Annotated in this window: 24 protein-coding genes; 4 read left to right on the forward strand and 20 right to left on the reverse strand. The window is 57.5% G+C overall.

Going from position 1 to position 26,026, the window contains the following annotated elements:
- Positions 1 to 41: 41 nt before the first annotated feature.
- From G394_RS20855 to G394_RS0113590, 16 genes are all read right to left on the reverse strand, one after another.
- On the reverse strand, positions 42 to 911 hold the full coding sequence (locus G394_RS20855) for a glycosyltransferase family 2 protein (RefSeq protein WP_156902619.1): 870 nt from the start codon (positions 909 to 911) through the stop codon (positions 42 to 44).
- A complete protein-coding gene (locus G394_RS20860) occupies positions 908 to 1,789 on the reverse strand; it encodes an alpha-1,2-fucosyltransferase (protein ID WP_084435652.1) in 882 nt (293 codons plus the stop codon). The genes G394_RS20855 and G394_RS20860 overlap by 4 nt, the downstream gene beginning before the upstream one ends.
- Before the next feature lie 19 nt (positions 1,790 to 1,808).
- Positions 1,809 to 2,660, reverse strand: a complete 852-nt coding sequence (locus G394_RS20865; RefSeq protein ID WP_084435654.1) for a glycosyltransferase family 2 protein — start codon at positions 2,658 to 2,660, stop codon at positions 1,809 to 1,811.
- Between the two features lie 105 nt (positions 2,661 to 2,765).
- A complete protein-coding gene (locus G394_RS20870) occupies positions 2,766 to 3,833 on the reverse strand; it encodes a class I SAM-dependent methyltransferase (RefSeq protein WP_156902620.1) in 1,068 nt (355 codons plus the stop codon).
- A gap of 33 nt (positions 3,834 to 3,866) precedes the next feature.
- Positions 3,867 to 5,363 carry a flippase gene (locus G394_RS20875; RefSeq protein ID WP_084435657.1) on the reverse strand — a complete coding sequence of 499 codons (1,497 nt, stop codon included), beginning with the start codon at positions 5,361 to 5,363 and terminating at the stop codon, positions 3,867 to 3,869.
- A gap of 271 nt (positions 5,364 to 5,634) precedes the next feature.
- On the reverse strand, positions 5,635 to 6,468 hold the full coding sequence (locus G394_RS21655; RefSeq protein WP_156902621.1) for an HI0074 family nucleotidyltransferase substrate-binding subunit: 834 nt from the start codon (positions 6,466 to 6,468) through the stop codon (positions 5,635 to 5,637).
- A gap of 33 nt (positions 6,469 to 6,501) precedes the next feature.
- A complete protein-coding gene (gene hepT / locus G394_RS20350) occupies positions 6,502 to 6,759 on the reverse strand; it encodes a type VII toxin-antitoxin system HepT family RNase toxin (RefSeq protein WP_281168284.1) in 258 nt (85 codons plus the stop codon).
- 176 nt (positions 6,760 to 6,935) lie between these two features.
- Positions 6,936 to 7,319 (reverse strand): type VII toxin-antitoxin system MntA family adenylyltransferase antitoxin, encoded by a 384-nt coding sequence (mntA, locus tag G394_RS19245; protein WP_169725567.1) that lies wholly within the window; start codon positions 7,317 to 7,319, stop codon positions 6,936 to 6,938.
- A 19-nt stretch (positions 7,320 to 7,338) separates the two neighbouring features.
- Positions 7,339 to 7,800 (reverse strand): type VII toxin-antitoxin system HepT family RNase toxin, encoded by a 462-nt coding sequence (hepT, locus tag G394_RS19250; RefSeq protein ID WP_051307195.1) that lies wholly within the window; start codon positions 7,798 to 7,800, stop codon positions 7,339 to 7,341.
- The gene (locus G394_RS0113560) at positions 7,790 to 8,185 is read right to left on the reverse strand and encodes a nucleotidyltransferase domain-containing protein (protein ID WP_051307196.1); all 396 of its coding nucleotides are present in this window, start codon (positions 8,183 to 8,185) and stop codon (positions 7,790 to 7,792) included. Before G394_RS0113560 ends, hepT (G394_RS19250) begins: the two co-directional genes overlap by 11 nt.
- Before the next feature lie 92 nt (positions 8,186 to 8,277).
- Positions 8,278 to 9,291: a GDP-L-fucose synthase family protein gene (locus G394_RS0113565; protein WP_028578119.1), complete on the reverse strand. Its 1,014-nt coding sequence runs from the start codon at positions 9,289 to 9,291 to the stop codon at positions 8,278 to 8,280.
- 34 nt (positions 9,292 to 9,325) lie between these two features.
- Positions 9,326 to 10,723 (reverse strand): RNA-binding domain-containing protein, encoded by a 1,398-nt coding sequence (locus G394_RS0113570; protein ID WP_028578120.1) that lies wholly within the window; start codon positions 10,721 to 10,723, stop codon positions 9,326 to 9,328.
- A gap of 287 nt (positions 10,724 to 11,010) precedes the next feature.
- Positions 11,011 to 12,129: a GDP-mannose 4,6-dehydratase gene (gene gmd, locus G394_RS0113575; RefSeq protein ID WP_245578342.1), complete on the reverse strand. Its 1,119-nt coding sequence runs from the start codon at positions 12,127 to 12,129 to the stop codon at positions 11,011 to 11,013.
- A 51-nt stretch (positions 12,130 to 12,180) separates the two neighbouring features.
- Entirely contained in the window at positions 12,181 to 12,705 is a 525-nt protein-coding gene (locus G394_RS0113580) for a winged helix-turn-helix domain-containing protein (RefSeq protein ID WP_028578122.1), read from the reverse strand.
- Between the two features lie 121 nt (positions 12,706 to 12,826).
- Positions 12,827 to 13,114, reverse strand: coding sequence for a ComEA family DNA-binding protein (locus G394_RS0113585; protein ID WP_028578123.1), 288 nt, complete (start codon positions 13,112 to 13,114; stop codon positions 12,827 to 12,829).
- Positions 13,115 to 13,548: 434 nt separating this feature from the next.
- Positions 13,549 to 15,510, reverse strand: coding sequence for a peptidase U32 family protein (locus G394_RS0113590; RefSeq protein WP_028578124.1), 1,962 nt, complete (start codon positions 15,508 to 15,510; stop codon positions 13,549 to 13,551).
- Positions 15,511 to 15,739: 229 nt separating this feature from the next.
- Here G394_RS0113590 and G394_RS0113595 point away from each other — a divergent pair, with 229 nt between their 5' ends.
- A complete protein-coding gene (locus tag G394_RS0113595; protein ID WP_028578125.1) occupies positions 15,740 to 16,786 on the forward strand; it encodes a tetratricopeptide repeat protein in 1,047 nt (348 codons plus the stop codon).
- 3 nt (positions 16,787 to 16,789) lie between these two features.
- The gene (locus G394_RS0113600; RefSeq protein WP_028578126.1) at positions 16,790 to 16,993 is read left to right on the forward strand and encodes a hypothetical protein; all 204 of its coding nucleotides are present in this window, start codon (positions 16,790 to 16,792) and stop codon (positions 16,991 to 16,993) included.
- Positions 16,994 to 17,068: 75 nt separating this feature from the next.
- On the opposite strand, the gene G394_RS0113605 is transcribed toward G394_RS0113600, so the two are convergent.
- From G394_RS0113605 to G394_RS20355, 3 genes are read right to left on the reverse strand one after another with little or no spacing between them, the layout of a single operon-like run.
- Positions 17,069 to 17,767 carry a pseudouridine synthase gene (locus G394_RS0113605; RefSeq protein ID WP_043775946.1) on the reverse strand — a complete coding sequence of 233 codons (699 nt, stop codon included), beginning with the start codon at positions 17,765 to 17,767 and terminating at the stop codon, positions 17,069 to 17,071.
- Positions 17,761 to 18,150 (reverse strand): hypothetical protein, encoded by a 390-nt coding sequence (locus G394_RS19255; RefSeq protein WP_043775948.1) that lies wholly within the window; start codon positions 18,148 to 18,150, stop codon positions 17,761 to 17,763. The genes G394_RS0113605 and G394_RS19255 overlap by 7 nt, the downstream gene beginning before the upstream one ends.
- A gap of 12 nt (positions 18,151 to 18,162) precedes the next feature.
- Entirely contained in the window at positions 18,163 to 19,326 is a 1,164-nt protein-coding gene (locus tag G394_RS20355; protein WP_169725568.1) for a Na+/H+ antiporter NhaA, read from the reverse strand.
- Positions 19,327 to 19,543: 217 nt separating this feature from the next.
- Here G394_RS20355 and G394_RS0113620 point away from each other — a divergent pair, with 217 nt between their 5' ends.
- Positions 19,544 to 22,246: a cation-transporting P-type ATPase gene (locus G394_RS0113620; protein WP_028578129.1), complete on the forward strand. Its 2,703-nt coding sequence runs from the start codon at positions 19,544 to 19,546 to the stop codon at positions 22,244 to 22,246.
- Positions 22,247 to 22,376: 130 nt separating this feature from the next.
- Positions 22,377 to 23,687, forward strand: a complete 1,311-nt coding sequence (gene trmFO, locus G394_RS0113625; protein WP_028578130.1) for a methylenetetrahydrofolate--tRNA-(uracil(54)-C(5))-methyltransferase (FADH(2)-oxidizing) TrmFO — start codon at positions 22,377 to 22,379, stop codon at positions 23,685 to 23,687.
- 188 nt (positions 23,688 to 23,875) lie between these two features.
- On the opposite strand, the gene G394_RS0113630 is transcribed toward trmFO, so the two are convergent.
- Positions 23,876 to 25,999, reverse strand: a complete 2,124-nt coding sequence (locus G394_RS0113630) for a DUF3536 domain-containing protein (protein WP_028578131.1) — start codon at positions 25,997 to 25,999, stop codon at positions 23,876 to 23,878.
- Positions 26,000 to 26,026 lie beyond the last annotated feature (27 nt).

Consider the following 26,026-nt stretch of genomic DNA (forward strand, 5'->3'; position numbering starts at 1 on the left):
CAAATCGACAACAATACTCACCAGGCATTCTCGAAGTTATCCTAAATTGAATATTTATTATATATTTTTTTAAATATAATAACATCTTTGGTTGCTGGCTTAGCGCTCATACGCCAAAAATAAAGAGCATCAAGCATCGGAAGCGACGCAAAAAAATCAACGACGCATTTGATCCCGAATATGACCAACGACTTGAATATCATGAGATACTTAGAAGAACGCAGTAAACAATGAATCTGCGCTTTCAGCAAATTTGCTCTACCGACAAGAGTTTTTTTCAAGCAAAAAGGACCCTGCCTGTAAGCCAGAAGCACATCGGGCAAACAAGCAAAGGTGCTCACTTCGTGCGTGCGCAACAAAAGCTCCTGATCTTCTGCCCGTTTATATTCTGGAACTGCATATTGGTGCCGACGAAACCAATCCGCTCGTCCCATCCAAGTCGGATGCGGCAACGGAAAACCATTCCATGGACGAGCGCAAATTGCATCATGGGATTCGGCAAAAAAAGGGTGCCCAATTACACTACCGTCATCACGAAAGACGAGAATTCGGGTACCAACCAAATCCACATCCGGATGCGCCTCCAGAAATTCGACCTGCCGAGCCAAACGTTCTGGAAAGGAGATGTCATCGGCATCCATTCGAGCAATATATTTACCATTTGCCATATGAATTCCCTGATTTAGACGTAGAGCAAGACCGCGATCATGGTTTGGCAAAATAGGAAATACCCTGTGATCTTGAATATCATTTATAATTGTCACTGATTTGTCTATAGAACCATCGTCTAATACAAATAGCTCCCAGTTGTCATACGTTTGATCAACTATAGATTTAAGAGCTATTACCAATGATTTTTCTCCGTTAAGAACAGGAAGTATCACTGACACAAGAGGACGACAATCGCTCATAATCGAATCCATGATTCTGGACAAACATCATCAGTGTTTATTCTTGAGTCACAAAACCAACGCTTTGGAGCGATAACGATTTTTTCTTTATTTATGTTTAGCCACGCACCCCACCAACTAAACGAGCTATTAGCTATAATATTATGCTTACATAGAGCCATAAGACGCATATCATTATAACTATTTTCACCATAATTATAATCAATGAACAAGTGACGTTGCCTTATACCAATATTATTACGAGCCCACTCTATATCATCTGAAAAAAAATAAAAAACTGGATTTGTGACTCGCTCTGATATATAATTGATAGAATCAATATAGTACCCAAGCGAACAAACACCATGCATTCTATGCACAGCCTTGCTCGTCACATAGTCACCTCGCCGAACATGAACACTAACAGAATTCACAGCATTCATCTGAGTAGCTATTTTCTCATTTACCAATGGCATCGCAAGACAATATTCGAATTCTTTTCTCAAAAGGCTTTTGACATTACTGAAATATTTTTCAGACTGCCAATATCCCAACAAATAGACATCATCCAAAAGATCAACAAAATTTTTCCAATAATGGAAATGAGGCTCAACGACAATTTTTTTCCCTCTAAAAAATGTAAAAAAAGGACGACGAAACACTCTCATCGCCAGCTTATTCTTTCGCCAACCCAAAAATTCTTTCAAAGAGGAGTCACTTGCAACTTCAGAACGAACGCAAAACAACCTATCAAGATCATACTTCCTAGGCACTCTACGACATTTAAATGCACTCAAATCAAGAATCAAATGAGTTTTTAGCCTGTCAGCGAGCGCAAAGCCCGCAGCATATTGAAACATCTGATTACCAAGACCTCCAAATATCGAAGCGACGATCATGGCACCCCTAGCAGTTTATTTAATTCATTCTTTGAAAAATCAAACAGAATATGGAGAGCGTCTTCCACGCCAATGACTCTACTATACAGAATGCTTTACAAAAGAGACTACTTCCTGTTAAAAAAAATAAAAAACTTTTATTATACTTTTTAGATAAGTAAATTTCTTCACTCTTTAAAATATGAGGCAAATCGAACTTAATCTTTCGTGTAATAGAATTATTTGCGTCTATTTCAGAACAAACAGCAATATCTTTAAAAAAAACAATGTTGCGAGTTTTTATTGCCAACCTATAATACCAATCCACATCAACAAGCCATCTCAAATTACTATCAAAGCGCTCACACAATGATCTTTTAACAATTAACGATGCTGTAGGACCTATAAAATTTCTCTTAAAAATATATATTGGCAAAAATTTATAAAATAAGTATCGCAACGAAATCGAAAGATGCTGCTTATATATATTACTACCCCTCATTAAAAAACAATTAAAAATCCCTACATCAAATTTTATATTTTCAATTCTATCAATAGCATTTTTTATAAATTTTTTTGACAATAAGAATTCGTCATGATGCATTAAAATTATGTAATCAGCACTCGCCATATCCAGCAAAGCATTCCAATTGATTACAGGACCGAGCGAAACATGATTATGTCGATACTTTATAAAATGTTTATAATTGATTAGCAGTTTTTGTATGCGCAATTGTTCATCAGGATTATCTGAATCATCAAGCACAATTACTTCAACCTCACTCAAGTCTTCTTCATCAAGGAATTTCACAATTCTCAAAATACCATCATAATAGTTATATAATGGTACAAGTATACTGATTTTTTTTTCATGCTCCCGCGATATATCCATCAGAATTATCCGCTTAGCAGAGGTTTTCAGGGCCAGCTAAATATATAATACAGATCAAAATAAATAAGACTTCAAATCAATCTCAAAAATTAGAAATAAAAAATTCTATTTACGCGCGCAAATGGTAATAAACTCTGTCTTACTATCATCAAGAATTGAAAAATTTTCTAAACATATCCCCGTAATAACATCTAAATATTTTAAAACAAAATCAGCCAAACTATTAATTCTACCATGAATAGATCTACTGGCACGCGCCATACCTGAATATGGCGCAAACCGAACAATTTTTTGCAGTTCTACAAACCCTACTTTATTTAACAAACCTATAACTGACTCCCAGTTAAAAAGCACCAAATGTCGGGGGACTTCGAGCCCACGCCAATTTTCTCTAAAACGCATGTGCCCATACGCGTCAATGTTTGGCGTCTCAATAAACAACATTCCACCTGGCTTTAGCAACCTATAAGCACTACTTATCATTTCGCCAGGATCACTAACATGCTCTAAAACATGATTTATAGTAATCGCATCGAATGAGTCTTGAACCTCGTCAAAAGAACAGAGATCACCATGGTAAACATTGAGGCCACATTCTGACGCATTAGCGACAACCACTGGATCAAAATCGACGCCGGACACATGCCAGCCTATTCGACGAGCTAAACGCATAAACTCACCACTGCCAAAACCTACATCAAGCAATCGCGCACCGAGCCTTGCCTGTGGAAGATAGCGCATCTGCCGATGTAGCGCTCTCTGAAATGATGGAAGCAAAGGAACGATCCTTTCACCAAATCTACTCGTTGGAAAAAATTTATATCCATATTGATAATTGAGATATCCATTAGCCAGCACACGCGCCAAACTTTTCAATAATGACAGCAAGTCTACAGACGAACTACATTGTTTATTATGAGTATAATAATTACGATACGCTAAATGAATACTTGCCAAACTTGGACGAGGATCTAAATATGCACAGCGACACTCACTACATTGATACATATCCCAACGACCCGGGGCAGAACAAAAAACTCGATCCTCAAGTCCAGAGTAAAGCAAAAATCGCTCTCCTGCGCCACAAACTGGGCAACTGATGACCCGTTCAAGATCCTCGTCCGGCCAGTCTTTTAGTCCCGAACTCTTCTGCGTCGCATTTTCAGACTCCACTATCCAACTCCTCTAGCGGATCAAAATTTAGCATTAACTATCTTGCGAACTAACAAACGTCCATCCTTTCACGAGCTCTTGCAGCCTAAACCACAACATTATTCCGGACACAAGCACCACTGTTAACAAAACAAAAATTCGAATAGTCCAAGATGTCACAACCCAAAAAGCACAAAAAAAGGCACCTGTGATTAACATTACAAAACATGTTTTGACAGCCTGCTTCCGCAATTCGGGAATCTGTTCCCAAACAAGCATGTTAAGAATCAAAGTATCGACTGCCACACGCAACGTCCATACAGCCGCGACACCACTGATACCATACACTTTAGCAAGCCACCACAAAAAATATAGATAAGGAAAAAGCTCCAACACATGCGCTTTTGCGATCAAATCAGGACGTCCCACAGATTGCAGCACAGTGAAAGCTGGAAGCGCAAGAGTGTTAAGCATCAATCCCGCAGCAAGTAGCTGCACTACAGAGGTGGACGCGTCCCTGAATTCAGCGCCTAACCAAATTTGCAGTGCTTCGGGGGCCATCAACAACGCCCCGACCGAAACAGGAAGAATCACCCAATAAACAATGCTACTTACAGCTAAATAGATTTCTCTCAACCGACTCCGATCGGCCATATGAGCTACCGTCATGGCAGGGAACAACGCCCCCATAACCGCAATGGGCAATATCTGCAAACGCGTCATCACCTCATAAGGAGTACAGTAGTAGGCTACTGCCGCAAGCCCTAACATTGAACTGATAAAAAAACGATCTAAATATGTCATTATTGGGCCAACAATATTTGTAACTGTCAACCAACCTCCAAATTTTATCAGAGGATAAATTTCTTTTCTCTTAATTATACGAACCTGAAATAGCTCTTTACAAATTTTTGCTGCAGCAAAATAATATGCAATTAACGCCAATACTCGTACACATAACAATGCCCCAGTCGCCCAAGCAATGCTAGGTGTAATTTGCATGGTGATAAATGGTCCAAGAAATGTTAGCAACCCCAACGGAATCCGAATCGAAGCAATGACCCCAAAACGTTGGTGTGCCTCGAGAATACCAACGAGGCCTGATGTCACAAGAACACAGGGCACTCCAAGCGCGAGAAAACGAAGTGCGAACGTAGCTTCATCACGAAACACAACTGGAACATTAAGCAATCCTCCGACCAAATTAGCACTGAATGTGGCCAAGAGAATCCCGCCCACAGATCCCAAGATTGCAATCAACGTAAGCGCAGTCCAAATCAATTCGCCGAGGTCGGAATTCTCTCCCTTCCCCAAATGTTCTGCTACCATCTTCGTCAGTGCACGCCCAACGCCCAAGTCAAAAAGGCTAAAGTAACCTACTCCCATCCATATAATTGAAAGTAAACCAAACCGCTCACTACCCATTCCAGCGATTAAATATGGCATCACAACCAATGCGACAAGCATTGGCAAGCTGATTCCGATAAAATTACAAATGGCGCTACGCACCAAGATACGATTTGAAATTAATGATTTTATTTTGACATTCATTCTTTATGCTTAGGTCAATTTATCGTTCTAAAAAAATAGAAACATGTGTTTTTAGATGATTCTTTCTGCAATTTTTGGCTATTTTTTCGATGTCGGAACATGCTGCGTTCAGCAGCACAGCTTTTAAACTGGGCGTGGGGTCATCTGCTATCTTCGAAGGTGTCCTTTTATATGGTTATCAAGTCTTCTTTTAACTATTTTTCCGTTTTCATACCCAAACCAGCCATTATAGATGCCCGGAAGACCACAAATCATCGACCATTCCATCTCGCTACCCTGCCCTGCGAAAAATGCTTTTTCCGACCCGTCCAATGTGAGTAAGCAACTCCTCGTTTTCGATATGATGGAAAAGCGAAACATCAAAGGTATAGGGCAAAAGCAGGTCATCCAATGCCAGGCTGATCCGGTTCAAGTCCTGCAATGTGAGATCTTTCCCCTTGAACACTACGTCGATATCTGAACCGGGCTTATGCACACCCTTGGCCCGCGAACCGTATATTATAGCTTCCTCGACCAAAGGATTGTCGCGCAGCACGCCGATGATCCGTTCAAACATCGAACTCTCAATGCCGAAACGGTTTTTGGATGCCGCATTCTGATCCCGAGCAAGCAAAGACGTCATCTTCTCTTCCAGCGCCACAAAAATCCCGTGGTAAACTCCCAAGATGGCGTCGACCACCTCCCTGGCTGTTTCCTCGTTGTAGGTATGCGAGGTTTTGGTTCTGCTCGTATAGGCGTCCATCCACTTGTCGCCGTCAGTGATCAGCCCAAGCTGGAAGGCTTTGCGGATGGCGTCGCGAGATCCATAAATGTCCGTCTGCCCCTGATGTTCCAAAAAATCCTTCATGACATTCCAGGCCAGTTCATACGTATATTCAAAAGCCTGAATCGCCCCCTGCTCCTCCAATTCGTTCAGCTGGCCCTTTTGCACAAATTTTTTCAACTGGGACAAGGCCTTCTTGAAATTCGCAAACCGCTGCTCCCACCGGACATCCGCACCATTTCCCGTCATGACTTGCTCCCAACGCGACAAGACCTTTTCAACCGTGTTCTTCGTGATGAGACGTTTTCCTCTGTGGTTATTACGGCCAGAAAATTCAAACAAAACTTATCCACAGCACAATGAGCTAACCTTGCCTCACTTTTCCTCATCCGCCCCTCTCCTGCCCAGCCACCCCTCAATTTCGCGCATGTACTCCACGAACACGTCCACATGACCGTTAACAACATCCTGAACAATCTGCCAATTCACTGCGACATAATCATGCACCGCGATATTGCGCAGGCCAACGCTGCGGCGAAGGGCGCTGGCCGTAGCGCCCGAAATGACTCCGTGTTCGCGTAGCGCGATGAAGGCTTCTCCCATCGTGTCCGGGAGTTTGCCGGAGAGATCGATCGGAGAGCATGTGCAAGGCGATGTCCACGCTCAGTTGCACCGCGCGTTGGAGATTCACGCTCAAGATATCCTGCAGATCGAAATCGCGAAGCAGCTCTTCATGCGTAAACCCGCGCTTGGAGCGGATTCTGTTCACGCACCTGCCAAGAGATTCCATTTTCCGCAAAACGAGCACTTCATCCATGCAGGCTTCTCCTCACCTTGGCCCTGAGCGCCCGAAGCACCATTGGCCGCATGTCTTCCCGGTACCCGATCGCCCGAATGGCCAGCTCTGCCAAAAGAGAAGCGTCCCGCTTTACCGCGACCTCCCCACCCAGGACGATCTGCGCCAGAAACTCCCCCTGCGCCGTGCGCAGATCGGCGACATCGACCTCGCACCCCAGCGCTTCAGACAACCGTGCGCTCAATTCACCCTGTCGAGATGGAGACATCTCTCCGTCCAGCGCCACGGCCACGTCGGCATCCGAACCGGCATGGGTTTTCCCGGACGCCTGCGACCCGAACAAAATGGCCAGCCGGATATCCGGGTCGGTCAGGGTTTGGCCGATGATGCGCAGCATGCTTTGCGTATTCATCTTCTCACTCACACTTCGCGTCACTTGCCACACTGTAGCCGTCACTTCCGCATCGACGTTCGAGATGTCCCGTCAACCCCGACAACACATCCAGAAGAAACCCATATTCCCGATTCCTGACAATGGCTTCGACAACTGCGTCATCAACATTGAGGTAATCGTGCACAAGGACGTTGCGAAATCCCACTATTTTCATCAGGTTGGCGTGTGTCCCCCGATCCAGAACACCCGCGCTGCACAGCTCGTCCAGGCTCTCCCTGCTTTTCGCGACCCGGATGCCCAATGCCACTTCAGCCACGTATCGCGACATGCCGATGACGGATTCCACAAGGATCTGCAGCGCCCGTTGAATGGCCAGGAGGTCCGTCTCCGAAAACCCCTCCCGCCTGCCATGAAAGCCGTCCAGAATCCGCGTCATGCGCGCGGCGTTACGGTTCAGCTCGTGTTCGTACAGTTCATCCCGCATGAGCGTAATCCTTCTCAACCGTTGAAACGATCGACGCCTCGACCCTGCGCACCCTCGGCACTCCCCGATCAAAAAACCGCATGCCGCGAATGATGTTCCATTGCAGGGGCGGGGGAACTTGTTCCACATCCACGACCGAAATCCGATCATACATGTGAAGCTCCCTTTCCAGAATCGTCTCGACCTCCTGCGGCCGCAAGGCTCTTTCGACCGGGTCCGAAGCGTATTCGGAAAAAAGAATGCCGATATCCCAATCGCTTTCCGGCCGGCCAGTGCCTCTGGCCCTGGAACCATAGAGATAGATGGCGTCCACGTTGAACGCCGAAAGAATGGCGTTCGCAATGCGCTCCAGGGTCTGACGGGATTCTTTGTTCAATCTTTCCATCTCCGCCTCACCTTTCCTTCAATCCGAAGAGCAATCAATAGAGAAAACCCGGGATCGCCTCCCCGAGTTCGGCCAGATAGGGGGTAAGGCTATCAAATCTTCCTTTGTTCATTCTGGAAATACCATCCATACGCCAAACCGATCCCCACCGGCAACGCAACGTTCGGACGCCAGTCCATCCCGCTCATCCTCGACACATCGAGAAGCTTTTGCGGCGTTCCATCGGGCTTGCCAGCATCAAAGACAATCTCGCCCTCAAAGCCCACAACCTCCGCGACCATGCCCGCAAGCTCGGCGATAGTCACATCTTCGCCGCAGCCGATGTTGACCAGGGGCGGTTCGTGGTCGTTGAACAGCGCTTCGGTCTTTCCGGCCGCGATCATCAGGAATGCGCAGGCGCCGGCCAAATCGTCGCTGTAGAGGAACTCGCGGCGCGGCGTGCCCGTACCCCAAACGGTAAAGCTCCTGTCGCCGCGCACCTTGGCCTCGTGCGCCTTGCGGATCAGGGCGGGCAGGACGTGGCTGGTCTGCAGGTCGTAATTGTCGCCCGGACCGTAAAGATTTGTGGGCATGACCGCCAGATACCTTGTGCCGTACTGACGGTTGTACGCCCAGCACATCTCGATGCCCGCGATCTTGGCCAGGGCATAGGGCCGGTTCGTGGCTTCCAGGGGGCCGGTCAGCAGATAGGATTCGCGTATGGGCTGCGGGCATTCGCGGGGATAGATGCAGCTTGAGCCCAGGAAAAGGAGGCGCTGCACGCCGGACTCGTAGGCGCTGTGGATGACGTTTGTCTGGATGGCCAGGTTGGCGTGGATGAAATCCGCTGGGTACGTGTTGTTGGCGTGGATGCCGCCGACCTTGGCCGCAGCCAGGAAGACGTGATCGGGCCGCCGGCGTTCGAAGAAGGAACGCACCGCGCCCTGGTCCATGAGATCCAGGGGTTCCAGGCGAACGCGGCCTGCTGCCTCGGGGCCGAAATCCGGCGCCTTGCGGTGGATGGTGCCGACGATGTTTTCAAAACCCCGGGCCAGCAGTGCGCGCACCAAGGCGCTGCCGACCATGCCGGCCGCCCCGGCTACGAGGATCTTGTCTGTCGTTTTCATCTGCGTGTCATCACCATGCACCATCCATTTCGCTCTACCCTATTAATCTAATACGATATTTTTGCATGCGACTTGTGGGCTTCTCCGGAATGGTGTGTTCTATCATTCCGGCATCAAGCAAAGCGCGCACGACCTTGTTGAGCTGCCCCGAGACTCGTTTCTGCCCAAGCCGAGCTGAAATCTCGGCCTTTCCTGCTGGCCCTTCCGCCAGAATACGCAGCACAGCTTTTTCCAACGACTCTGGCTGCGACTCTGGCTGCGACTCTGGCTGTGCATTGTCTTTAACCCGTCGACGGACGACCGCTTTGAATTGATTGCCTGTACGATCATCGATCAGCTCGATTTCGGACCAATTCGCAAAGGCTCGCGGAATGCCGCTCCCAAGTCCACGATAGGGCAACATGTGGAACGCGTGGGAGGCCAGCACAGGATTTCGAAGATTTGAAATGCCGTAGCGGATCTTTTCGGTATCCAGATGGTTAGGCAGATGTCCGGGGCTGATGATCTCGACCCGATCGGAAAAAATCAGCAGCCGAATAGGGGCGCTCAAAAAATAATCACGATGCACCAGGGCGTTAACGAGCAACTCTTCAAAAACGTCCTCAGGTATCTCCAACAATCCAGGGCTGTTGAACCCTTGACCACCCTGTACATGCCGCAGGTTGCGTTTGAGAAAGGCCATGGCGCGTCGATACTGCTCGAACAGATCACCATCTATGTCCTCGCTGTCCAAGTAGCGATTGCCATGTAACACCGTGCCTGGAAAAGCGACGGATTTGACAATGAAGGATGGCTTATACACGTGCGGCGACTTGCCGAACAACATCAGAGCCGCCAGATTGGGAACGCCGTCACGCGCCAAATTAAGGTTTGCGAGCAATTGCGGCAGAGCCAGGCCGGTACTCTCGACAGATCGCTGATAGCGCCTGCCAAAGTATTTGCCCAAGGCGTCCTGATCGAGATCGTTGAACGTGGCCGATTGAACCGGAACCTCGTCCGCATACACGAGACCGGAGGATTGAAACAGTCGCTGCATCTCTTCTCGTGCGGTCACGTGGCGCTTGTCCGCTCCGCTCTTGACCCAAATCCGGCCCTGGGCGTCCACGTAGGGCTTGTTTAATCCCTCAGCCACATCAATCACCACAACAAGGCCATTTTCTGTCATGACATTGCTGCTTGTCGGATTAATGGGCGGACGAACATTCTGCGAAGAAGCATTCGACAACAACTGATTGAGCCGGGACACATCCGCCACGTCCAAGCCGCCGACATTCCCGCTATCGTCGACGCCAATCAGCAGCGATCCACCTCTTGTATTCGCAAAAGCGATCAATTCCGCTGCCAGCGAGTCGATATTGCTGAAATCTCGCTTGAATTGGTGGCGACTATCCTCGCCTCTGGCAATGATGGCAGTGAGTTCAGCTTCGTTCATTTGTCCGTCTTACTCATTAATCTTGACGTCTTCATCCATTTCAGGACTTGGGACTGGTTTCAAATTGTCCTTCGTGGAAGGACAATTGGTTCGAAAAGTATCCGCGCCGGGAGGACGACTGGGTTAAAATATGTTCCAGCTCTGGCGGACTCGATGCCATCCCTGTGCATACGCCCAGCATGGACAGACGGGACTCTGGGATTCTCACGCCGGAAATGCATGGATCCCCGCCTTCGCGGGAACGACGCACTCTCTCTGCGCTGCACCGGCTTCTTTTCTTGGCCGCCTCATTCCTGCGGCGTATTGACGCAAAACCCCGCACGCATACACAGCTCTTCCTTCTTCGCTTCTTCCAGGTCCGCGCGAACCATTTCCCCGACCAGCTCCCGAAACGTGATCCTCGGTTTCCACCCAAGCCTCTCCTTGCCCTTGGATGGATCGCCCAGCAGAGTCTCCACCTCGGTGGGACGGAAATAGCGCGAGTCCACGGCCACGACGGTCTTGCCGTTGGCCGGATTGACGCCCTTCTCATCCACCCCTTCGCCGGAAAATTCGATGGTCATGCCCAGTTCACCCGCCGCGGCCTGCACGAATTCGCGCACCGAGTGCTGCTCGCCCGTGGCGATGACGTAGTCGTCCGGGGCGCCCTGCTGGAGCATGAGCCACTGCATCTCTACGTAGTCTTTTGCGTGGCCCCAGTCGCGCAGGGCGTTCAGATTGCCCAGGAACAGGCATTCCTGCAGGCCGAGGTGGATGCGGGCCAGGGCGCGGGTGATCTTGCGGGTGACGAAAGTCTCGCCGCGAATGGGGGACTCGTGGTTGAAGAGGATGCCGTTGCAGGCGTACATGCCGTAGGCCTCGCGGTAGTTGACCGCTATCCAGTAGGCGTAGAGCTTGGCGCAGGCGTAGGGCGAACGCGGGTAGAAAGGCGTCTTCTCGGTCTGAGGGACTTCCTGCACCAGTCCGTAGAGCTCGGACGTCGAGGCCTGATAGAAGCGCGTCTTCTTCTCCAACCCCAGAATACGGATGGCCTCCAGCATGCGCAGGGCTCCCAACGCGTCTACATTGGCCGTGTACTCCGGCGTCTCGAAGGATACCTGCACGTGGGACTGGGCCGCCAGATTGTAGATTTCGTCGGGCTGGACCTGTTGGATGATGCGAATGAGGTTGGACGCGTCCGTCAGGTCCCCGTAGTGCAGGAAGAAACGGCGGCTCTTCTCGTGCGGATCCTGATAGAGGTGATCGATACGATCCGTGTTGAAGAGGGAAGCCCGGCGCTTGATGCCGTGGACCTCATAGCCCTTGGCCAGCAGGAACTCGGCCAGATAGGCTCCGTCCTGGCCGGTGATGCCGGTAATGAGGGCTTTCTTGCCCTTTCCGGGCATCATTTCGTCAACTCGTTGCATTCAATACACCTTACACCTTGTTGCAGTGCCGAAGGGGGCTCCGCCTGTTGTCTAAACCACTTTCCAATGCGGTCGTTGCAAAAAAGTCCGCTTCGAACCCGCAAACTCTTCCACCCCGACAACCATCACCCGCAGTTTGCGCCTGATCTTCTCTTCCGTGATGCGGACGTACTCCCGCAGCCGGTCGGCCTTGACCTCGCCGACGATGAGCAGGTCGATGAGTCCCGAGTCCTTGCCAAGGGCGTAATCATCCAGGATGTATACCGCATTCACGTCGCCCAGGTCCGCCCGGACTTGCTCGATGACCCGGTCGATGCCCAGGCTCTTTTTGACGATGGAATGCAGTTCCGGAAAAATGGGGTGACTGGTGTTGGCCCGAAAGAAAAGGGAGCGGCCCTGCTTCCTCTTTTCGAGATAGCCGGCCTCGGTCAGGCTATCGAGCTCTTCCTTGACGGCGTTGGGGGACACGGCGAATTCCGTGGCCAGTTCCCGCAGATAGCAGGAGACGTCGGGGTTGAGGAAGAGCTTCAGGAGAAGCTGGATGCGTGTCTTGGAGGTGAAAAGTTGCGAGAGCATGGCGACTTCGTACAATTATCTTGAACGATATGCAAGAAGGCGGAAATTTTTGCGGCAAAAAAATTGCGGCCCCGGCCGAATGACCGGGACCGCGCTGGAGGAAGAGCATAACCTTCTGGAGTTATTCTTTCTTGGCCGGTGGCTCCCCGACGCTGATGCGGTCCTTGATGGCCTCGTACTTGGCGGGGCCGATGCCTTTGACCTCGAGGACCTCTTCGACCGTGGCGAAGGGGTGCGCCTCGCGGTATTCCACGATCTTGGCCGCCGTGGCGGGACCGATGCCGGGGAGGGATGTCAGTTCCTCCACGGTAGCGGTGTTGACGTTGATGAGGTCGGCGGCAAAGCACGGCGCGCCGAGCAGAAGACCGAAGAGCAGCACACAGACCATGACATGAAACAGTTTCTTCATCCAACAACCTCCTTGTGAATTTCGGAAACTGCTAGCATCAAACTTATATCTCCTTCAATATTGATTTTATTACTTATATAAAAACGCACATTTGGTACTCGATGAAGCACCAACCCAGAAAATATACTGCCAAAATTTCCACCAAATATTCTTCCATCAATACAATACAATAGCATTAAAACTATTCATCGACTACTGATTCAATATTACGTTGCAAAAAAATGCGGACCTGATCTCTCAGGTCCGCATCTCGTCGACTCCAGCGGGATGGAGCTAATGCTGATGAACTCATGAATGATATGCAATTTTCCCGAAGCCGTTCAAAAACCGTTCTGGCGAGGCGCGACCCGATTTTCGAGGGCGAAGTGTAGCCGTCTACATGAGCCCTCGAAAATCGGGGAGCAACGCTGTCCAGAACGGATTTTTCAACGGCTTCACAGCATCTTCAGGTCCCAGTTCCAGAGCCCCTGCCGTTCCTTGATGACCACCTTGTCCGGCACGGGCTCGTGCAGCCTGGCCAGGAGGGCGTAGCCAGCCTTTTCCAGTTCCGTCCATTTTTCGCTCAGGTCCAGCTCCCAAGTGGGGAAGGTCCAGACCAGGTTGCCGTAGGTCCGGGACCAGAACTGTTCGCCCTTGGGGCTCTGGAAGGGGTCGCGCTCCTTCAGGTTTTCCGAACGGATGCGCGAGACGCACAGGGGGTGGATGCCGCGGACCAGGACGCCAAGGGGCAGGGGCGACAGGGCGGGCAGTTCCAGAAAGCCCTCCCGGTCCAGTTCCGGGCTGACGAAGGCCCCGGCGAAGCCCATCCTGGACAGTTCGGCCAGGGCCAGGGGGTTGGCCGTGTTGCACATGGGGCCGGCCCAGAAGGTCTGGCGTTCGGGCTTGGCGAAAAGCCCCATCTGCCAGGGGGCGTTCAGCACGAACTGCCGGGCGCCGAGGCGGGTCATGTTCTCCAGGCAGTCGGTCCAGGCCTTCTCCTCGGCCGGCCAGACCACGGGCGGCAGCCACCACCAGATGCGGCCGAAAATGTTACGCGATATGTCCCGCTCCACGCCGGGCGTGAGCCATACGGCCTGCTCGCTCTGGTTGCCGAGACGCTTTGGCAGCTTGCGCCACACGTCCATTTCGCGGGGTCGGCCCTTGACCTTGCTCCGTTTGGGCAGGGTCGGGACAAACGTGGATTCGCGGCTCGGCCGGTCCGTGGCCAGCTCCTGCCGCAGTTCCGCGATGATGGCCTGCAGCTCGCGCTCGCGCCGGTCGACCAGGAAGACGGGCGCGCCCTGCGGCGCGGGCCTTCCCGGACCCTTGGGCAGATCCAGCCGGCCGCCCTTGGGCACGTCGCGGCGGACCTTGACCGTCTGGTGGCCGGCCTGATCCTCGTAGCCGATGCGCAGCAGGTCCCCGCTCTTGAGGGGCTCGCGCGGCGAAATGTAGGCCTTCATGCCGCCCTGGACCTTGCCGACCATGTGTCCCGACGCCGTCTGCTCGCGGTCGGCGATAGGGTTCGAGGGCCGGTGCCCCAGGAAATTGTAGTGCGAGCCCGGGCGCCCAAGCGCCATTTCCAGCAGTTCCTGGGCGGCCTTGCGCTGGGCCGGGTCGTTGCCCGCGTCGCGCAGCATGCGATAGGCCTTGACCGTGTAGAAGACGTAGTGCGGTCCCTTCTTGCGGCCCTCGATCTTCCAGGACTCGACCTTGTCCACACCGCTCAAGGGGCGCACCAGCACGTCCAGGGACAGGTCGTCGCAGGAGAAGAACGCGCCCTTCTGGTTCTTCTGCACGTACTGCCTCCGGCAGGGCTGCACGCAGCGGCCCCGCAGGCCGCTCTTGCCGCCCAGGTAGCTCGACCAGTAGCAGCGGCCCGAGACGGCGTAGCACAGGGCGCCGTGCACGAAGACCTCCAGGCTCAAGCCTTCCGGGCAGTTGGCGGCCACGGCCTTGATCTCGTCGATGGACAGTTCGCGTGGCAGGACCAGGCGGTTCACGCCCAGGGCCAGGATCTGCGGCAGGCCGGAAATGGTTCCGCCGTTGGCCAGGGTCGAGAGATGCAGCTCGCCCTTGAAGCCCGCCTGGCGGGCCAGGGCAGGCAGCCCGAGGTCCTGCACGATGAGGGCGTCGGGCCGCACCTGCTGCGCCAGGCGATCGATGAGCCGGCCGGCCTGGGCCAGTTCGGGCGCCTTGAGCAGATTGTTCACGGCCACGTGCACCCGCACGCCTCTGGCATGGGCCAGTTCGGTGAGGGCCGCGAGTTCGGTCAGGGAGAAGTTCTCCGCTTCCATGCGCGCGGAAAAATTCTTGAGGCCGCAGTAGACGGCGTCGGCTCCGGCCGCCACCGCTGCCAGAAAGCTGTCGGTGTCGCCGGCCGGGGCGAGGATTTCGGTTTTTTTTTCGATACTCATGTGAAGACCAACGGCCAATGGCCGTGCTTTGATGCCCGTCGGCGGGAGGCCGGCGGCGCTGCTGCGTACAACGGTCGATGAGGAGGCAGGCGAACGGTTCCGGGGTAGCCCGACGGGCCGGGGTCATGTCAAGGCCAAAGGGCCGCCCTTGTGCGTTGTCTGGGAATATCGTACGAAATTGATACGTACTCATTCCCTCACGCGTTTACCGGGACCATCCAGGATGAACATGTCGGATCTTGTTTTCGTGGCCACGTGCCAGGACGCCTTGTTTCAGGAAACCAGGGGCAACCTCGCCAGGCTGGGCTACACCAACTGCGCCCGATTCTCCTCGGGCAAGGCGGCCGCGGAATTCATCAAGTACAACCCGTCGCGCATCATCATTGTCGACACGGAAGTCGAGGACCTCTCCCTGGCCGAGTTCGTCACGGCCCTGCGCGAAGTCCGCACATCGGAATTCCTTCATATCCTGGTCATCGCCTCCGAGCGCACCGAGGAGTTCGTGCTGTCCATGATCTCCGCCGGCTGCTCGGGCCTGGTCCTGCGGCCCTACAATCTGGCGTCCCTCAAGAACCACATGCTGCAGTCCGAAAAGCTCGACCACTTCCAGGACGGCGAACGGGAAACCATCGATCTGGCCGACACCATGATCACCCAAGGCCGCTACGAAGACGCCATCGGCGACCTGACCATGGTCGTCAGCCACCAGGAGGACCTGGCCAGCAAGTATTTTTTCCAGGGCTGCCAGCTGCTGGTGGAGAAGAAATGGTCCGAGGCCATCCTGGCCTTCAACCAATCCCTGTCCCGCAACCAGACCTTCATCAAGGCCTACGAAGGGCTCGCGCGGGCCTACCTAGGCAAGAACGATACGGACCGCTACCGCTTCTACCTGCAAAAGGCGGCCGAAGAGTACGCGAAGCTGAACAATTTCGCCAAGGTCAAGAAGATCTTCGTCGAGATCGTCAAGTATGACGTCAACGCGCCCAACCCCTACAACACCCTGGGCATCCGCCTGCGCCAGGAAAAGCAGTACAAGGAGGCCATCCAGGCCTATTTCCAGGCCATCGAGCTGAGCCCCAAGGACGAGAACATCCACTACAACATGGCCAAAGCCTATTTCTGCGACAACCAGCCCGAAAAGTCCCTGGAATGCATCCGCCTCGCCCTGTCCCTGGCCCCGGAACACATCGAGGCCCTCAAGATGTTCCGCCTGCTGAGCGGGGTGTCGTGGGACGACGATCCCAAGGCCGTCTTCAACCCGCAGAAGGGGAAGTGAGGCATGGCCAAATTCAGCACCTGCGCCATCTGCGGCAAGCTGGTCGACATCGACCAGGAATCCCACACCCTCTTCCACTGCCGCAACTTCCTGCTGCGCGCCTTCTACGGCGAAAAGAACGAACACCGCCGCGCCCGCCTGCAGGAGCGCATCGACGCCCTGAACGCCCGCATGCGGGTCAAGGGCAACAATCTGCTGGACACCTGAACCAATCCGGCCGCCCTGCCGGTCCGCCGCTCCATCCGCCCCTGCGCAGACCGAGATCCGCGTAAAGAAGGGGCGTCATTCTCGCCTTCCCGGCCACGGGAGCGCCTCAAGAGCCCCCAGACCTGCGAGCGCGTGCCCGAACCGCTCTTCCAGAAATAGCCTCCCGGCCTTCGGCGCGCACGCGTAGCCGAACTCCGTTCCCCCCAGACAAAAGCGCAGGGTGTGGGCGTGCAGGTACATGCGGTCCGGCCAGTCCGGCACGTGGGGATGGTAGAGTTCGTCGCCCAGGATGGGGGAGCCCAGGCTCTTCATGGCCACGCGCAACTGGTGCGTGCGCCCCGTCAGGGGCTTGAGGACGAAAAGGCGCAGCCCCGGCCCGACGGAGAAGCTGAAGAAACGCGTCCCGGCCGGGCGTTCCATGGTCCGGGTCAGTTTCCATGTCCCGCGCCGGGAGCGGACCATGTCGCCCTGCACCAGCCCCTGCTTCTTGCGCGGCGGGGAGTCCGAAAGGGCGATGTAGAACTTCTCTACGAGCCGTTCCCGGAACAGGGCGGCAAGGTCAGCGGCCCGGCGGCGGTCCGTGGCCAGGAGCAGAAGCCCGGAGGTCGCCTTGTCCAGCCGGTGCACCGGGAACACGGGCCGCTCCAGATGCCGCCGGACCAGCGTGCACAGCCCGGGGCGGCCTTCGCAGTCGTGAAAATCGAGGCCCGGATCCTTGTCCACGACAAGGAATCCGGGCCCGTCAGCCACGAGGGAGAATCCGGCGGCTACCATTTCTTGTTCTTTTTCTTCGCCTGGCCCGGAGGGTACTTATGGCGATGTTCGTCGTAGCGGCGGTACGGTTCAGGCACATCCATCTCAAGCGTCACCGGCCCATACAGGCCTACGCGCAGGCTTCCGGGCAGACGGGTCGAAACGCGCCAACCGCCGTCGAGATAGAAATAGAGCCGGCGGTCCAGGTCGAAGTACACGCCCACTTCCGGGTAATAGTAATACCTGTAATACCGCTGCTTCTCGCGATACCCATGGGCCGGGGCATGGGGCGGGGGCCCCTGCCTGTATCCGTCATCGCGATATACCGGCGGAGCGGTAGCGATGACGCAGGCTTGCATCAAAAATACAAGCGTGAGGAGAATCAAAACGTATCGTATTTTCATGAAAACCTCCCATCATGCTCTCTGTATAACCTTGTTGCGTCGACGGGCAAGGGCATAGCGCAGAATTGCATACCCGCATGAGACGGACAGCGCAGACGCCGCCATGGCCGCCAGCCGGATTTCGTTCACGGCCGGCCCGTCGTGTCCGGCGAGTGCGAGACCGAGAAAAACGTTCACCGTGAACCCGGCCCCGCCGAGCAGCGCCACCCCGCCGAATTCCTTCCAGCCGACCCCTGCCGGCAAGGCGCACAGCCGCAGCCTTGTCCCGACCCAGCACATCCCGAAGATCCCGGCCGCCTTGGCCGGGAACATCCCCAGAAAGGCCGGCAGCGCCTCCCGCGGCGTGATGGGATCCGCGGCCGCCTCGGCCGGCGAAAAACCGGCGCTTGCGAACACCAGCAGCGGCAGCGCCACGCAGCACACCGTGGGGAGCAAATCCTGTTCCAGCTCCACGAGAGGGGACGCGTTCGCCTCCCGGCCCCGTCCTGGAACGAAAAACGCCGTCAGGGGGCCGGCCAGCACGGCCAGGGAGCCTTCGCCCGCAGCCGCCGTCCACAGGACGGCGCCCGTCAGCAGATACGGCGAGACAAGGTTGACGGCCGCAAAGCGCATGACCGCGAAAACGACAACGCAGGCTCCGGCAACGGCCAGCACCGGCCCGGAGGGCAGCCCGCCCTGCACCCCGACCAACATGGCCGACGACCCGAGCAGGGAGAACATGGCCATGGTCGCGAAAAGGGATTTCAACGCTCCGGGCACGCGGTCCCCGAGCAGCGAGAGCACGGCCAGCCCCAGAGCCATGTCGGTGCCCATGGACGCGACCCACCACGGCTCCAAGCCGTCCCGAGCCCCGGACAAAAGGGCATGGACCGCCCCCGCGGCGAGCATCCCCCCCAATGCGCCGAACGCGGGAAGCCGCAGACGGTCGGCACCGGCCAGCTCCTCCTCGACCACGCCGCGCTTGCACTCCAGAGCGACCGCAAAGAGGACCGCGCTCATGAGCGCCAGGTTGATCCAGACAAGCGCTGGTCGCCCGAGGGTCACGTCTCCATAGGAAACGCCGAGCATCGGCAACCTGATCCCGGCGTACCAGGGCGCAAGCCCCGTGTTCGAGACAATCATCGCCAGCGCGAAGGCCAGGGCCGAAAGCATCCCGGCCATGGACACCCATCGCATGAAACTCTTACAGGATATTGATATCATGAACAAACCCCGCCAGGACAGGCCACAGGCCAAAGGCCTGTGCTCAGCGCCGTCCGGCCGATGTTGAAGATGTACAGGTGAATCCGAACTCCGGCTTGAAGTTTGCCACCATGTGCACTACTCAGTAAATACTTGTCTTTTCCCCGCTTGCCGTGAAAAAATTGCAGACAAACCGTCAAGGAGCGATGTTATGGAATCCTTTCTCGGAAAACTCTGGCACCATCTCCCACCTGGGGAAGCCGCGGAACTGTTGCAGACGGACCTGGAAAAAGGCCTCGACTCCTTCGAGGTCAAACGCCGCGCCGAGCACTTCGGCCCCAACTCCCTGACCGCGACCAAGGGCAAGAGCAAGCTCGAACGCTTCCTGCTCCAGTTCCACCAACCCCTGGTCTACATCCTCATCGCGGCCGGCATCGTCACCGCCGTGCTGGGCGAGGTCGTCGACTCGGCGGTCATCGTCGGCGTGGTTCTGGTCAACGCCATCGTCGGCTACATCCAGGAAGCCAAGGCCGCAGGCGCCCTGGAGGCCCTGGCCCGGGCCATGGTCACCGAGGCCGTGGTCATCCGCTCCGGCGCGACGCGGCGCGTCAATGCCGTGGAGCTGGTTCCCGGCGACGTGGTCGTGCTGCGCTCCGGCGACAAGGTCCCGGCCGACGTGCGTCTCACGGCCATCAAGGACCTGCGCGTGGACGAATCGGCCCTGACGGGAGAATCCGTGCCAGTCGGCAAGAAAGAGGACATCCTGGACCGCGGCACGGTCCTGGCCGACCGCCGCAACATGGCCTACGCCTCGACCCTGGTCACCTACGGCCAGGCCACGGGCGTGGTCGTGGCCACGGGCGACAACACCGAGATCGGCCGCATCTCGACCATGGTTTCCGAGGCCGACGAACTGGCCACGCCCCTGACCCGCAAGATCTCAAAATTCAGCCACCTGCTCCTGTGGGCCATCCTCGGCCTGGCCGGCCTGACCTTCGTTGCCGGCCTGCTGCACGGCGAAAACCCGGCCGACGTGTTCATGGCCGCCGTGGCCCTGGCCGTGGGCGCCATCCCCGAAGGCCTGCCCGCCGCCGTGACCGTCATCCTGGCCATGGGTGTCTCGCGCATGGCCGCGCGCGGGGCCATCATCCGCAAGCTTCCGGCCGTGGAGACACTGGGCGGCGCCTCGGTCATCTGCTCGGACAAGACCGGCACCCTGACCGAAAACCAGATGACCGTGACCGCCATCTTCGCCGGCCGCCGCACCCACGCCGTGCACGGCACGGGCTACCGCCCCGAGGGCCGCATCGACGGGCTGGACGAGGACAACGAGGCCCTCGCCAGCGCGCTCCTGGCAGGTCTTTTGTGCAACGACACGCGCATCGAGTACGACGGCGGCGCGGAAAAGGTCATCGGCGACCCGACCGAGGCCGCCCTGCTGGTCTCCGCCGCCAAGGCCGAGTTGGAAGCCCACGCCGAGGGCCGGCGCCTGCCGCGGCTCGACACCCTGCCTTTCGAGTCCGAACACCAGTACATGGCCACCCTGCACGACCAGGGCAAGGGCGCGCCGCGCCTGACCTTCTTCAAGGGCTCGGTGGAATCCGTTCTGCAGCGCGCCGCCCGCGAGCTCCAGGCCGATGGCTCCCTGGCGCCCCTGGACCAGGACCTGATCCGGGCCGAGGTCGAACGCCTGGGCATGGAAGGCATGCGCGTCCTGGCCATGGCCTGCAAGGAACTGCCCGCGGACACGGGCACGCTGACCCATGACGACGTGGCCGCGGACCTCATCTTCATCGGCCTGCAGGCCATGATAGACCCGCCGCGCCCCGAGGCCGTCCTGGCCGTGGACGCCTTCAAGCGCGCAGGGGTCAAGGTCAAAATGATCACCGGCGACCACGCCGTCACGGCCGCGGCCATCGGCGTGCAGCTGGGCCTTGGCATCAGCACCTGCCCCGGCCAGCCCACCTGCCAGGTCATGACGGGCTCGGACATGGCCCTGCTGTCCGACGACGAACTGACCCGCAAGGCCGCCGAAACCGCGGTCTTCGCCCGCGTCGCCCCGGACCAGAAGCTTCGCCTGGTCATGGCCCTGCAGGGCCGCGGCGAGATCGTGGCCATGACCGGCGACGGCGTCAACGACGCACCGGCCCTCAAGCAGGCCGACATCGGCGTGGCCATGGGCAAGGGCGGCACCGAGGCGGCCAAGGAAGCGGCGGACATGATCCTGACCGACGACAACTTCGCCACCATCGAAGCCGCCGTGGAAGAAGGGCGCGGCGTGTACGACAACCTCCTCAAGTTCATCGTCTGGACCCTGCCGACCAACGTCGGCGAAGGTCTGGTCATCCTCCTGGCCATCCTCCTCGGCGTGGCCCTGCCCATCCTGCCGGTGCAGATCCTGTGGATCAACATGACCACGGCCGGGTGCCTGGGCCTCATGCTCGCCTTCGAGCCCAAGGAACCCGGCATCATGGACCGCCCGCCCCGCGACCCGGCCATGCCCATCCTCGACACGGAGCTCTACATCCGCATCCTCCTCGTGGGCGCCATCCTCCTCGTCACGGCCTTCGGCCTCTACGAGTGGGAGCTGCGGACCACCGGCGTGCAGGAACAGGCCCGCACCGTGGCCGTCAACGTCTTCGTCATGGTCGAGGCCTTCTACCTCTTCAACAGCCGCTCCTTCACCCGCTCGCCCTTCGAGCTGGGCTTCTGGACCAACCCCTGGGTCACCGCCGGCTTCGTGATCATGGTCGTCCTGCAGCTGGCCTTCACCTACGTGCCGTTCATGAACACCCTCTTCGGCAGCGCACCCATCGGCGTGCTGCCGTGGGTCAAGATCATCGCCGCCTCCCTGGCCGCCTACCTGATCATCGAGGCCGAAAAGAAGATCCGCAGCCGACAGGCCGCGGCCTGAAATCCCGGGCGGGCGTTTCGGCGCCCGCCCGCCCCATCGCCCAACCCAGCCGTACGCCTCGAACACCGGGATTGACCCCGCCGCAGCCTTGGGTCACAAGCCCGTCTTTCACCATCAGGAGGGGAATGCCGTGAAAACCTACGGAATCATAGGCGCCGGTCTGGCCGGCTGCGAGGCCGCCTGGCAGCTGGCCCAGGCCGGGCACGACGTCGTGCTCTACGAGATGAAGCCTAAGCGCTTCTCCCCGGCCCACCACAGCGAGGACCTGGCGGAACTGGTCTGCTCCAACTCCTTCCGCTCGGCCGAGCCCGAAACGGGCATCGGTCTTTTGAAGCTCGAAATGTCCGAGCGGGGCAGCCTGGTCATGGACGTGGCCAAGGGCACGGAAGTGCCCGCCGGCAAGGCCCTGGCCGTGGACCGCGAACGCTTTGCCCGCGAAATGACCCGGCGCGTCCTGGAACACCCGCGCATCACCTTGGTGCGCCGCGAAATCGAAAGCCTGGACGAATTCGACGCCCAGGGGCACGACGCCATCATCGTTGCCGCCGGCCCCCTGGCCTCCGACGCCCTGTCCGCCGACCTGGCCCGCATCGTCGGCCGCGATTCCCTGGCCTTCTACGACGCCATCGCGCCCATCGTGCTGACCGAGTCCGTGAACATGGACACGGCCTTCTGGGCCTCGCGCTACGCCCCAGAAGACAAGGACTACCTCAACTGCCCCATGACCGAAGAGCAGTATCTGAACTTCGTACGCGCCCTGATCGACGGCGAGAAGGTCGCCCCCCGGGAGTTCGAGAAGGAGATGCACTTCGAGGGCTGCCTGCCCATCGAGGTCATGGCCGAACGCGGCGAGATGACCCTGGCCTTCGGACCCCTCAAGCCAGTGGGGCTCACGGACCCGCGCACCGGTCGCCAGCCCTTCGCCGTGGTCCAGCTGCGCGCCGAGAACCTGGAAAAGACGGCCATGAACATGGTCGGGTTCCAGACCAAGCTCAAATACGGCGAGCAGAAACGCATCTTCGCCATGATCCCCGGCCTCGAACACGCCGAATTCCTGCGCCTGGGCAGCATCCACCGCAACACCTACGTCCTGGCGCCCGAAGCCCTGACCCCGACCCTCGAACTCAAAAACCGCCCCCGCACCTACCTCGCCGGACAAATCAGCGGCGTGGAAGGCTACCTCGAATCCGCGGCCACCGGCCTCTGGCTGGGCCTCCACCTGGCCGGCAAGATGGACCTGCCCCCGCAGGAAACCGCCCTGGGCGCCCTCCTCTCGCACCTGCGCACCCCGGCCAAACACTTCCAGCCCGCCAACGTCCACTTCGGCCTCATGCCCGCCCTGAACAGGAAGGCGCCCAAGAAAAAGCGCAAGGAACTCTACGCCCAGCGGGCGCGGGAGGTTTGGAAAGCATGGATGGAGAAGGGAGGCGCGAAGGGCTGAGGGCGGGAAGCGTGCCTCCGGCGGGCAGGGGGCTCGCCCCCTGCACCCCTTGCAGGTTCGTTTAATCGGCAAAGACGGGTCGATGAGCACGGATTGCTCAAGGGGTTGGGAAAGGCTTGCCTCCGGCGGGCAGGGGGCCCCGCCCCCTGCCCCCCTTGTATGTTCGGTGAACCTGCGATGGGCGAATGTCAGGCCTCGGGCAGGGACAGGTTCAGGAGCAGGCAGAGTTCCTCGTGCACGCAGCGCTTGGGCTCGGCCATGACCAAGTTCTGGACCTCCCACCAGTAGATGGACATGCCCAGACGGCGCGTGCGGGCGATGAGCTCCGTCAGCGCATGGGAATTGGCCGTAAGGTCGCGGGCCATGTCCGTGCCGCGCTCCTCGGCCAGCCCCTCCAAGAGGTTGCGCATGTCCTTGTTGGCCGACAGCCAGACGTTCAGGAAAGCCAGCACGTCGGCGGGATACGCGCGGCCCCCGAAGAGCCAGTTCCAAACCAGCCCGGGGGCCAGCATGGCCAGGCGTTCCTGCGGAACCTTCTGCCCCTCGTCGAAACCGGCCAGGAGCGGGTCCAAAATTTCGGCCAACCGGCTCGACTCGGCCAGCAGGCCGCGCTCCATCTCCTGCGAAAGACGGCAGGAAACCTCGGTTCTGAAACGCGAGCGATGAGCGGGCCCTGCAGGCAGGAGCACCGCTTCCTCCTCCTGGGTCCGCGTCCAGAAGCCTTTGGCCCTTCTGCCGGCGGCGCTGTCCTCGACCTCCAGACGCAGGCCGGGCCACTGCGCCTTCATCCGCCCGGACGAGTCCGGGAAATTCACGGCATATTCAGAAAGCTCCGCCAGGGACGGACGCCTGGGCGTGACCAGCGTCTTCCAGATGGCCTCGCCGTCCCAGTCTTCCCGGATATTGGATTGGGCCTCGGACAGGACGCGCACGAATCCGGCCTCCACATCGGGCCCGCCCGTGGCCGTAAGCAGGTCCAGGGCCCGCCGGGCCGAGGTCAGGGCGTTCAGGGGCTCGATGCGGGTGACCTCGTCGAAAAACCAGGCGCAGCTGGCGAAAGCGGCCAGGGACAGCCGCTGCATGAGCAGCAGCCGGCACGCGTCGATGCGCTCGGAGACGGCGAGGCCCGACGTGCAGTGCCGGTCCAGAAAAGCGTCAAGGGACTCGGCCCCCGCCAGGACCATCCCGTACTCCCGCAGCGCCGAGGCTGCGTCCCCGAAGAACGCGGCCCCGCGCCTTGCATAGTGCTCGTCCACATAATACTTGAGGTAGTTGAGGCTTCGGCGCAGGGGGCGCCGCCAGTCCTGCATCCAGTCCGGGTGGCCGCCGTCGGAGCAGCCGCAGTGGGTCTTCCAGCGCTCCACCCCGTGCACGCAGCTCCAGGACGTGTTCTCGTGGATCAGGGCCTCGTCCGTGGCAGGATGGGCCGCGAGGTGGGTGGCGTAATTGGTCATGGCCACACCGTCCCGGCCCTGGCGGGCCTGCTCGATGACATAGGCCAGAGCCATCTCCCCGAACATGAAGTGGTGCCCGTAGGATTCCCCGTCCGTGGCGATGTGCCGCAGGCCCCCCGGCAGGGAACCCGTGAGGCGGGTCCAGAAATTCTCGCCGCTGGCCAGCAGGCGCTCGAAAGCCACGGCCCGCGATACGGCCCCGTCGTAGAAATACACGCTTATGCTCTTGCCTTCCGGGAGCCTGACCAGATAGGGCCGCGTGGTGTCGAGGCTGTCCTCGGTCACCGCCCTGAACTCCCCGCCTTCGGCGCATACGGCCTTGGCCTGGCGCGGGGCGAGGATGGTGAAGCGGATGCCGGCCCTGGCCAGGGCCGAAAGGGTCGGCAGGTCCACGGCCGTCTCGGCCAGCCACATGCCCTCCGGGTCTCGGCCGAAGCGAGTCCGGAAATCCTGGACGGCCCAGGCCACCTCAAGGTCCTTGTCCAAATCCGTGGCCAGGGGCATGATGGCGTGGTGGTACACTTGGGCCAGGGCGTTGCCGTAACCCAGACGCGCGAGACTCAGCCGGTCCCCTTCCAGGATGCGCGCATAGGTCTGCGGCGCCTGCAGTTCCATCCAGCGCAGTAGGGTCGGGCCAAAATTGAAGCTCATCCAGGCGTAGCAGTTCACCAGTTCGTGGATGCGGCCCCGGCCGTCCAGTCTGCGAGCCCAAGCCAGAGGGGCGTAACACTCCCTGGTGATGCGCGCGTTCCAGTCGTGCTCCGGCGCGGCGCTGCCTTCGGGCAGGACGGTCTCGAGCCAGGGGTCGAGACGGGGCGGCTGGTAGAAATGACCATGGATGCACAGGGCGTTGGGCATGGGCGCTCCGGAATTTTCGGTTTGCAA

The organism is Desulfomicrobium escambiense DSM 10707, assembly GCF_000428825.1.
GTDB lineage: Bacteria > Desulfobacterota > Desulfovibrionia > Desulfovibrionales > Desulfomicrobiaceae > Desulfomicrobium > Desulfomicrobium escambiense.

Coding starts and splice junctions, on each gene's coding strand:
- G394_RS20855 (WP_156902619.1), bottom strand. CDS start 911: ATGAGCGATTGTCGTCCTCTTGTGTCAGTGATACTTCCTGTTCTTAAC.
- G394_RS20860 (WP_084435652.1), bottom strand. CDS start 1,789: ATGATCGTCGCTTCGATATTTGGAGGTCTTGGTAATCAGATGTTTCAA.
- G394_RS20865 (WP_084435654.1), bottom strand. CDS start 2,660: ATGGATATATCGCGGGAGCATGAAAAAAAAATCAGTATACTTGTACCA.
- G394_RS20875 (WP_084435657.1), bottom strand. CDS start 5,363: ATGAATGTCAAAATAAAATCATTAATTTCAAATCGTATCTTGGTGCGT.
- mntA (WP_169725567.1), bottom strand. CDS start 7,319: ATGCTGCGCATCATCGGCCAAACCCTGACCGACCCGGATATCCGGCTG.
- hepT (WP_051307195.1), bottom strand. CDS start 7,800: ATGCGGGATGAACTGTACGAACACGAGCTGAACCGTAACGCCGCGCGC.
- G394_RS0113560 (WP_051307196.1), bottom strand. CDS start 8,185: ATGGAAAGATTGAACAAAGAATCCCGTCAGACCCTGGAGCGCATTGCG.
- G394_RS0113565 (WP_028578119.1), bottom strand. CDS start 9,291: ATGAAAACGACAGACAAGATCCTCGTAGCCGGGGCGGCCGGCATGGTC.
- G394_RS0113570 (WP_028578120.1), bottom strand. CDS start 10,723: ATGAACGAAGCTGAACTCACTGCCATCATTGCCAGAGGCGAGGATAGT.
- gmd (WP_245578342.1), bottom strand. CDS start 12,129: ATGCAACGAGTTGACGAAATGATGCCCGGAAAGGGCAAGAAAGCCCTC.
- G394_RS0113580 (WP_028578122.1), bottom strand. CDS start 12,705: ATGCTCTCGCAACTTTTCACCTCCAAGACACGCATCCAGCTTCTCCTG.
- G394_RS0113585 (WP_028578123.1), bottom strand. CDS start 13,114: ATGAAGAAACTGTTTCATGTCATGGTCTGTGTGCTGCTCTTCGGTCTT.
- G394_RS0113590 (WP_028578124.1), bottom strand. CDS start 15,510: ATGAGTATCGAAAAAAAAACCGAAATCCTCGCCCCGGCCGGCGACACC.
- G394_RS0113595 (WP_028578125.1), top strand. CDS start 15,740: ATGTCGGATCTTGTTTTCGTGGCCACGTGCCAGGACGCCTTGTTTCAG.
- G394_RS0113600 (WP_028578126.1), top strand. CDS start 16,790: ATGGCCAAATTCAGCACCTGCGCCATCTGCGGCAAGCTGGTCGACATC.
- G394_RS0113605 (WP_043775946.1), bottom strand. CDS start 17,767: ATGGTAGCCGCCGGATTCTCCCTCGTGGCTGACGGGCCCGGATTCCTT.
- G394_RS19255 (WP_043775948.1), bottom strand. CDS start 18,150: ATGAAAATACGATACGTTTTGATTCTCCTCACGCTTGTATTTTTGATG.
- G394_RS20355 (WP_169725568.1), bottom strand. CDS start 19,326: ATGCGATGGGTGTCCATGGCCGGGATGCTTTCGGCCCTGGCCTTCGCG.
- G394_RS0113620 (WP_028578129.1), top strand. CDS start 19,544: ATGGAATCCTTTCTCGGAAAACTCTGGCACCATCTCCCACCTGGGGAA.
- G394_RS0113630 (WP_028578131.1), bottom strand. CDS start 25,999: ATGCCCAACGCCCTGTGCATCCATGGTCATTTCTACCAGCCGCCCCGT.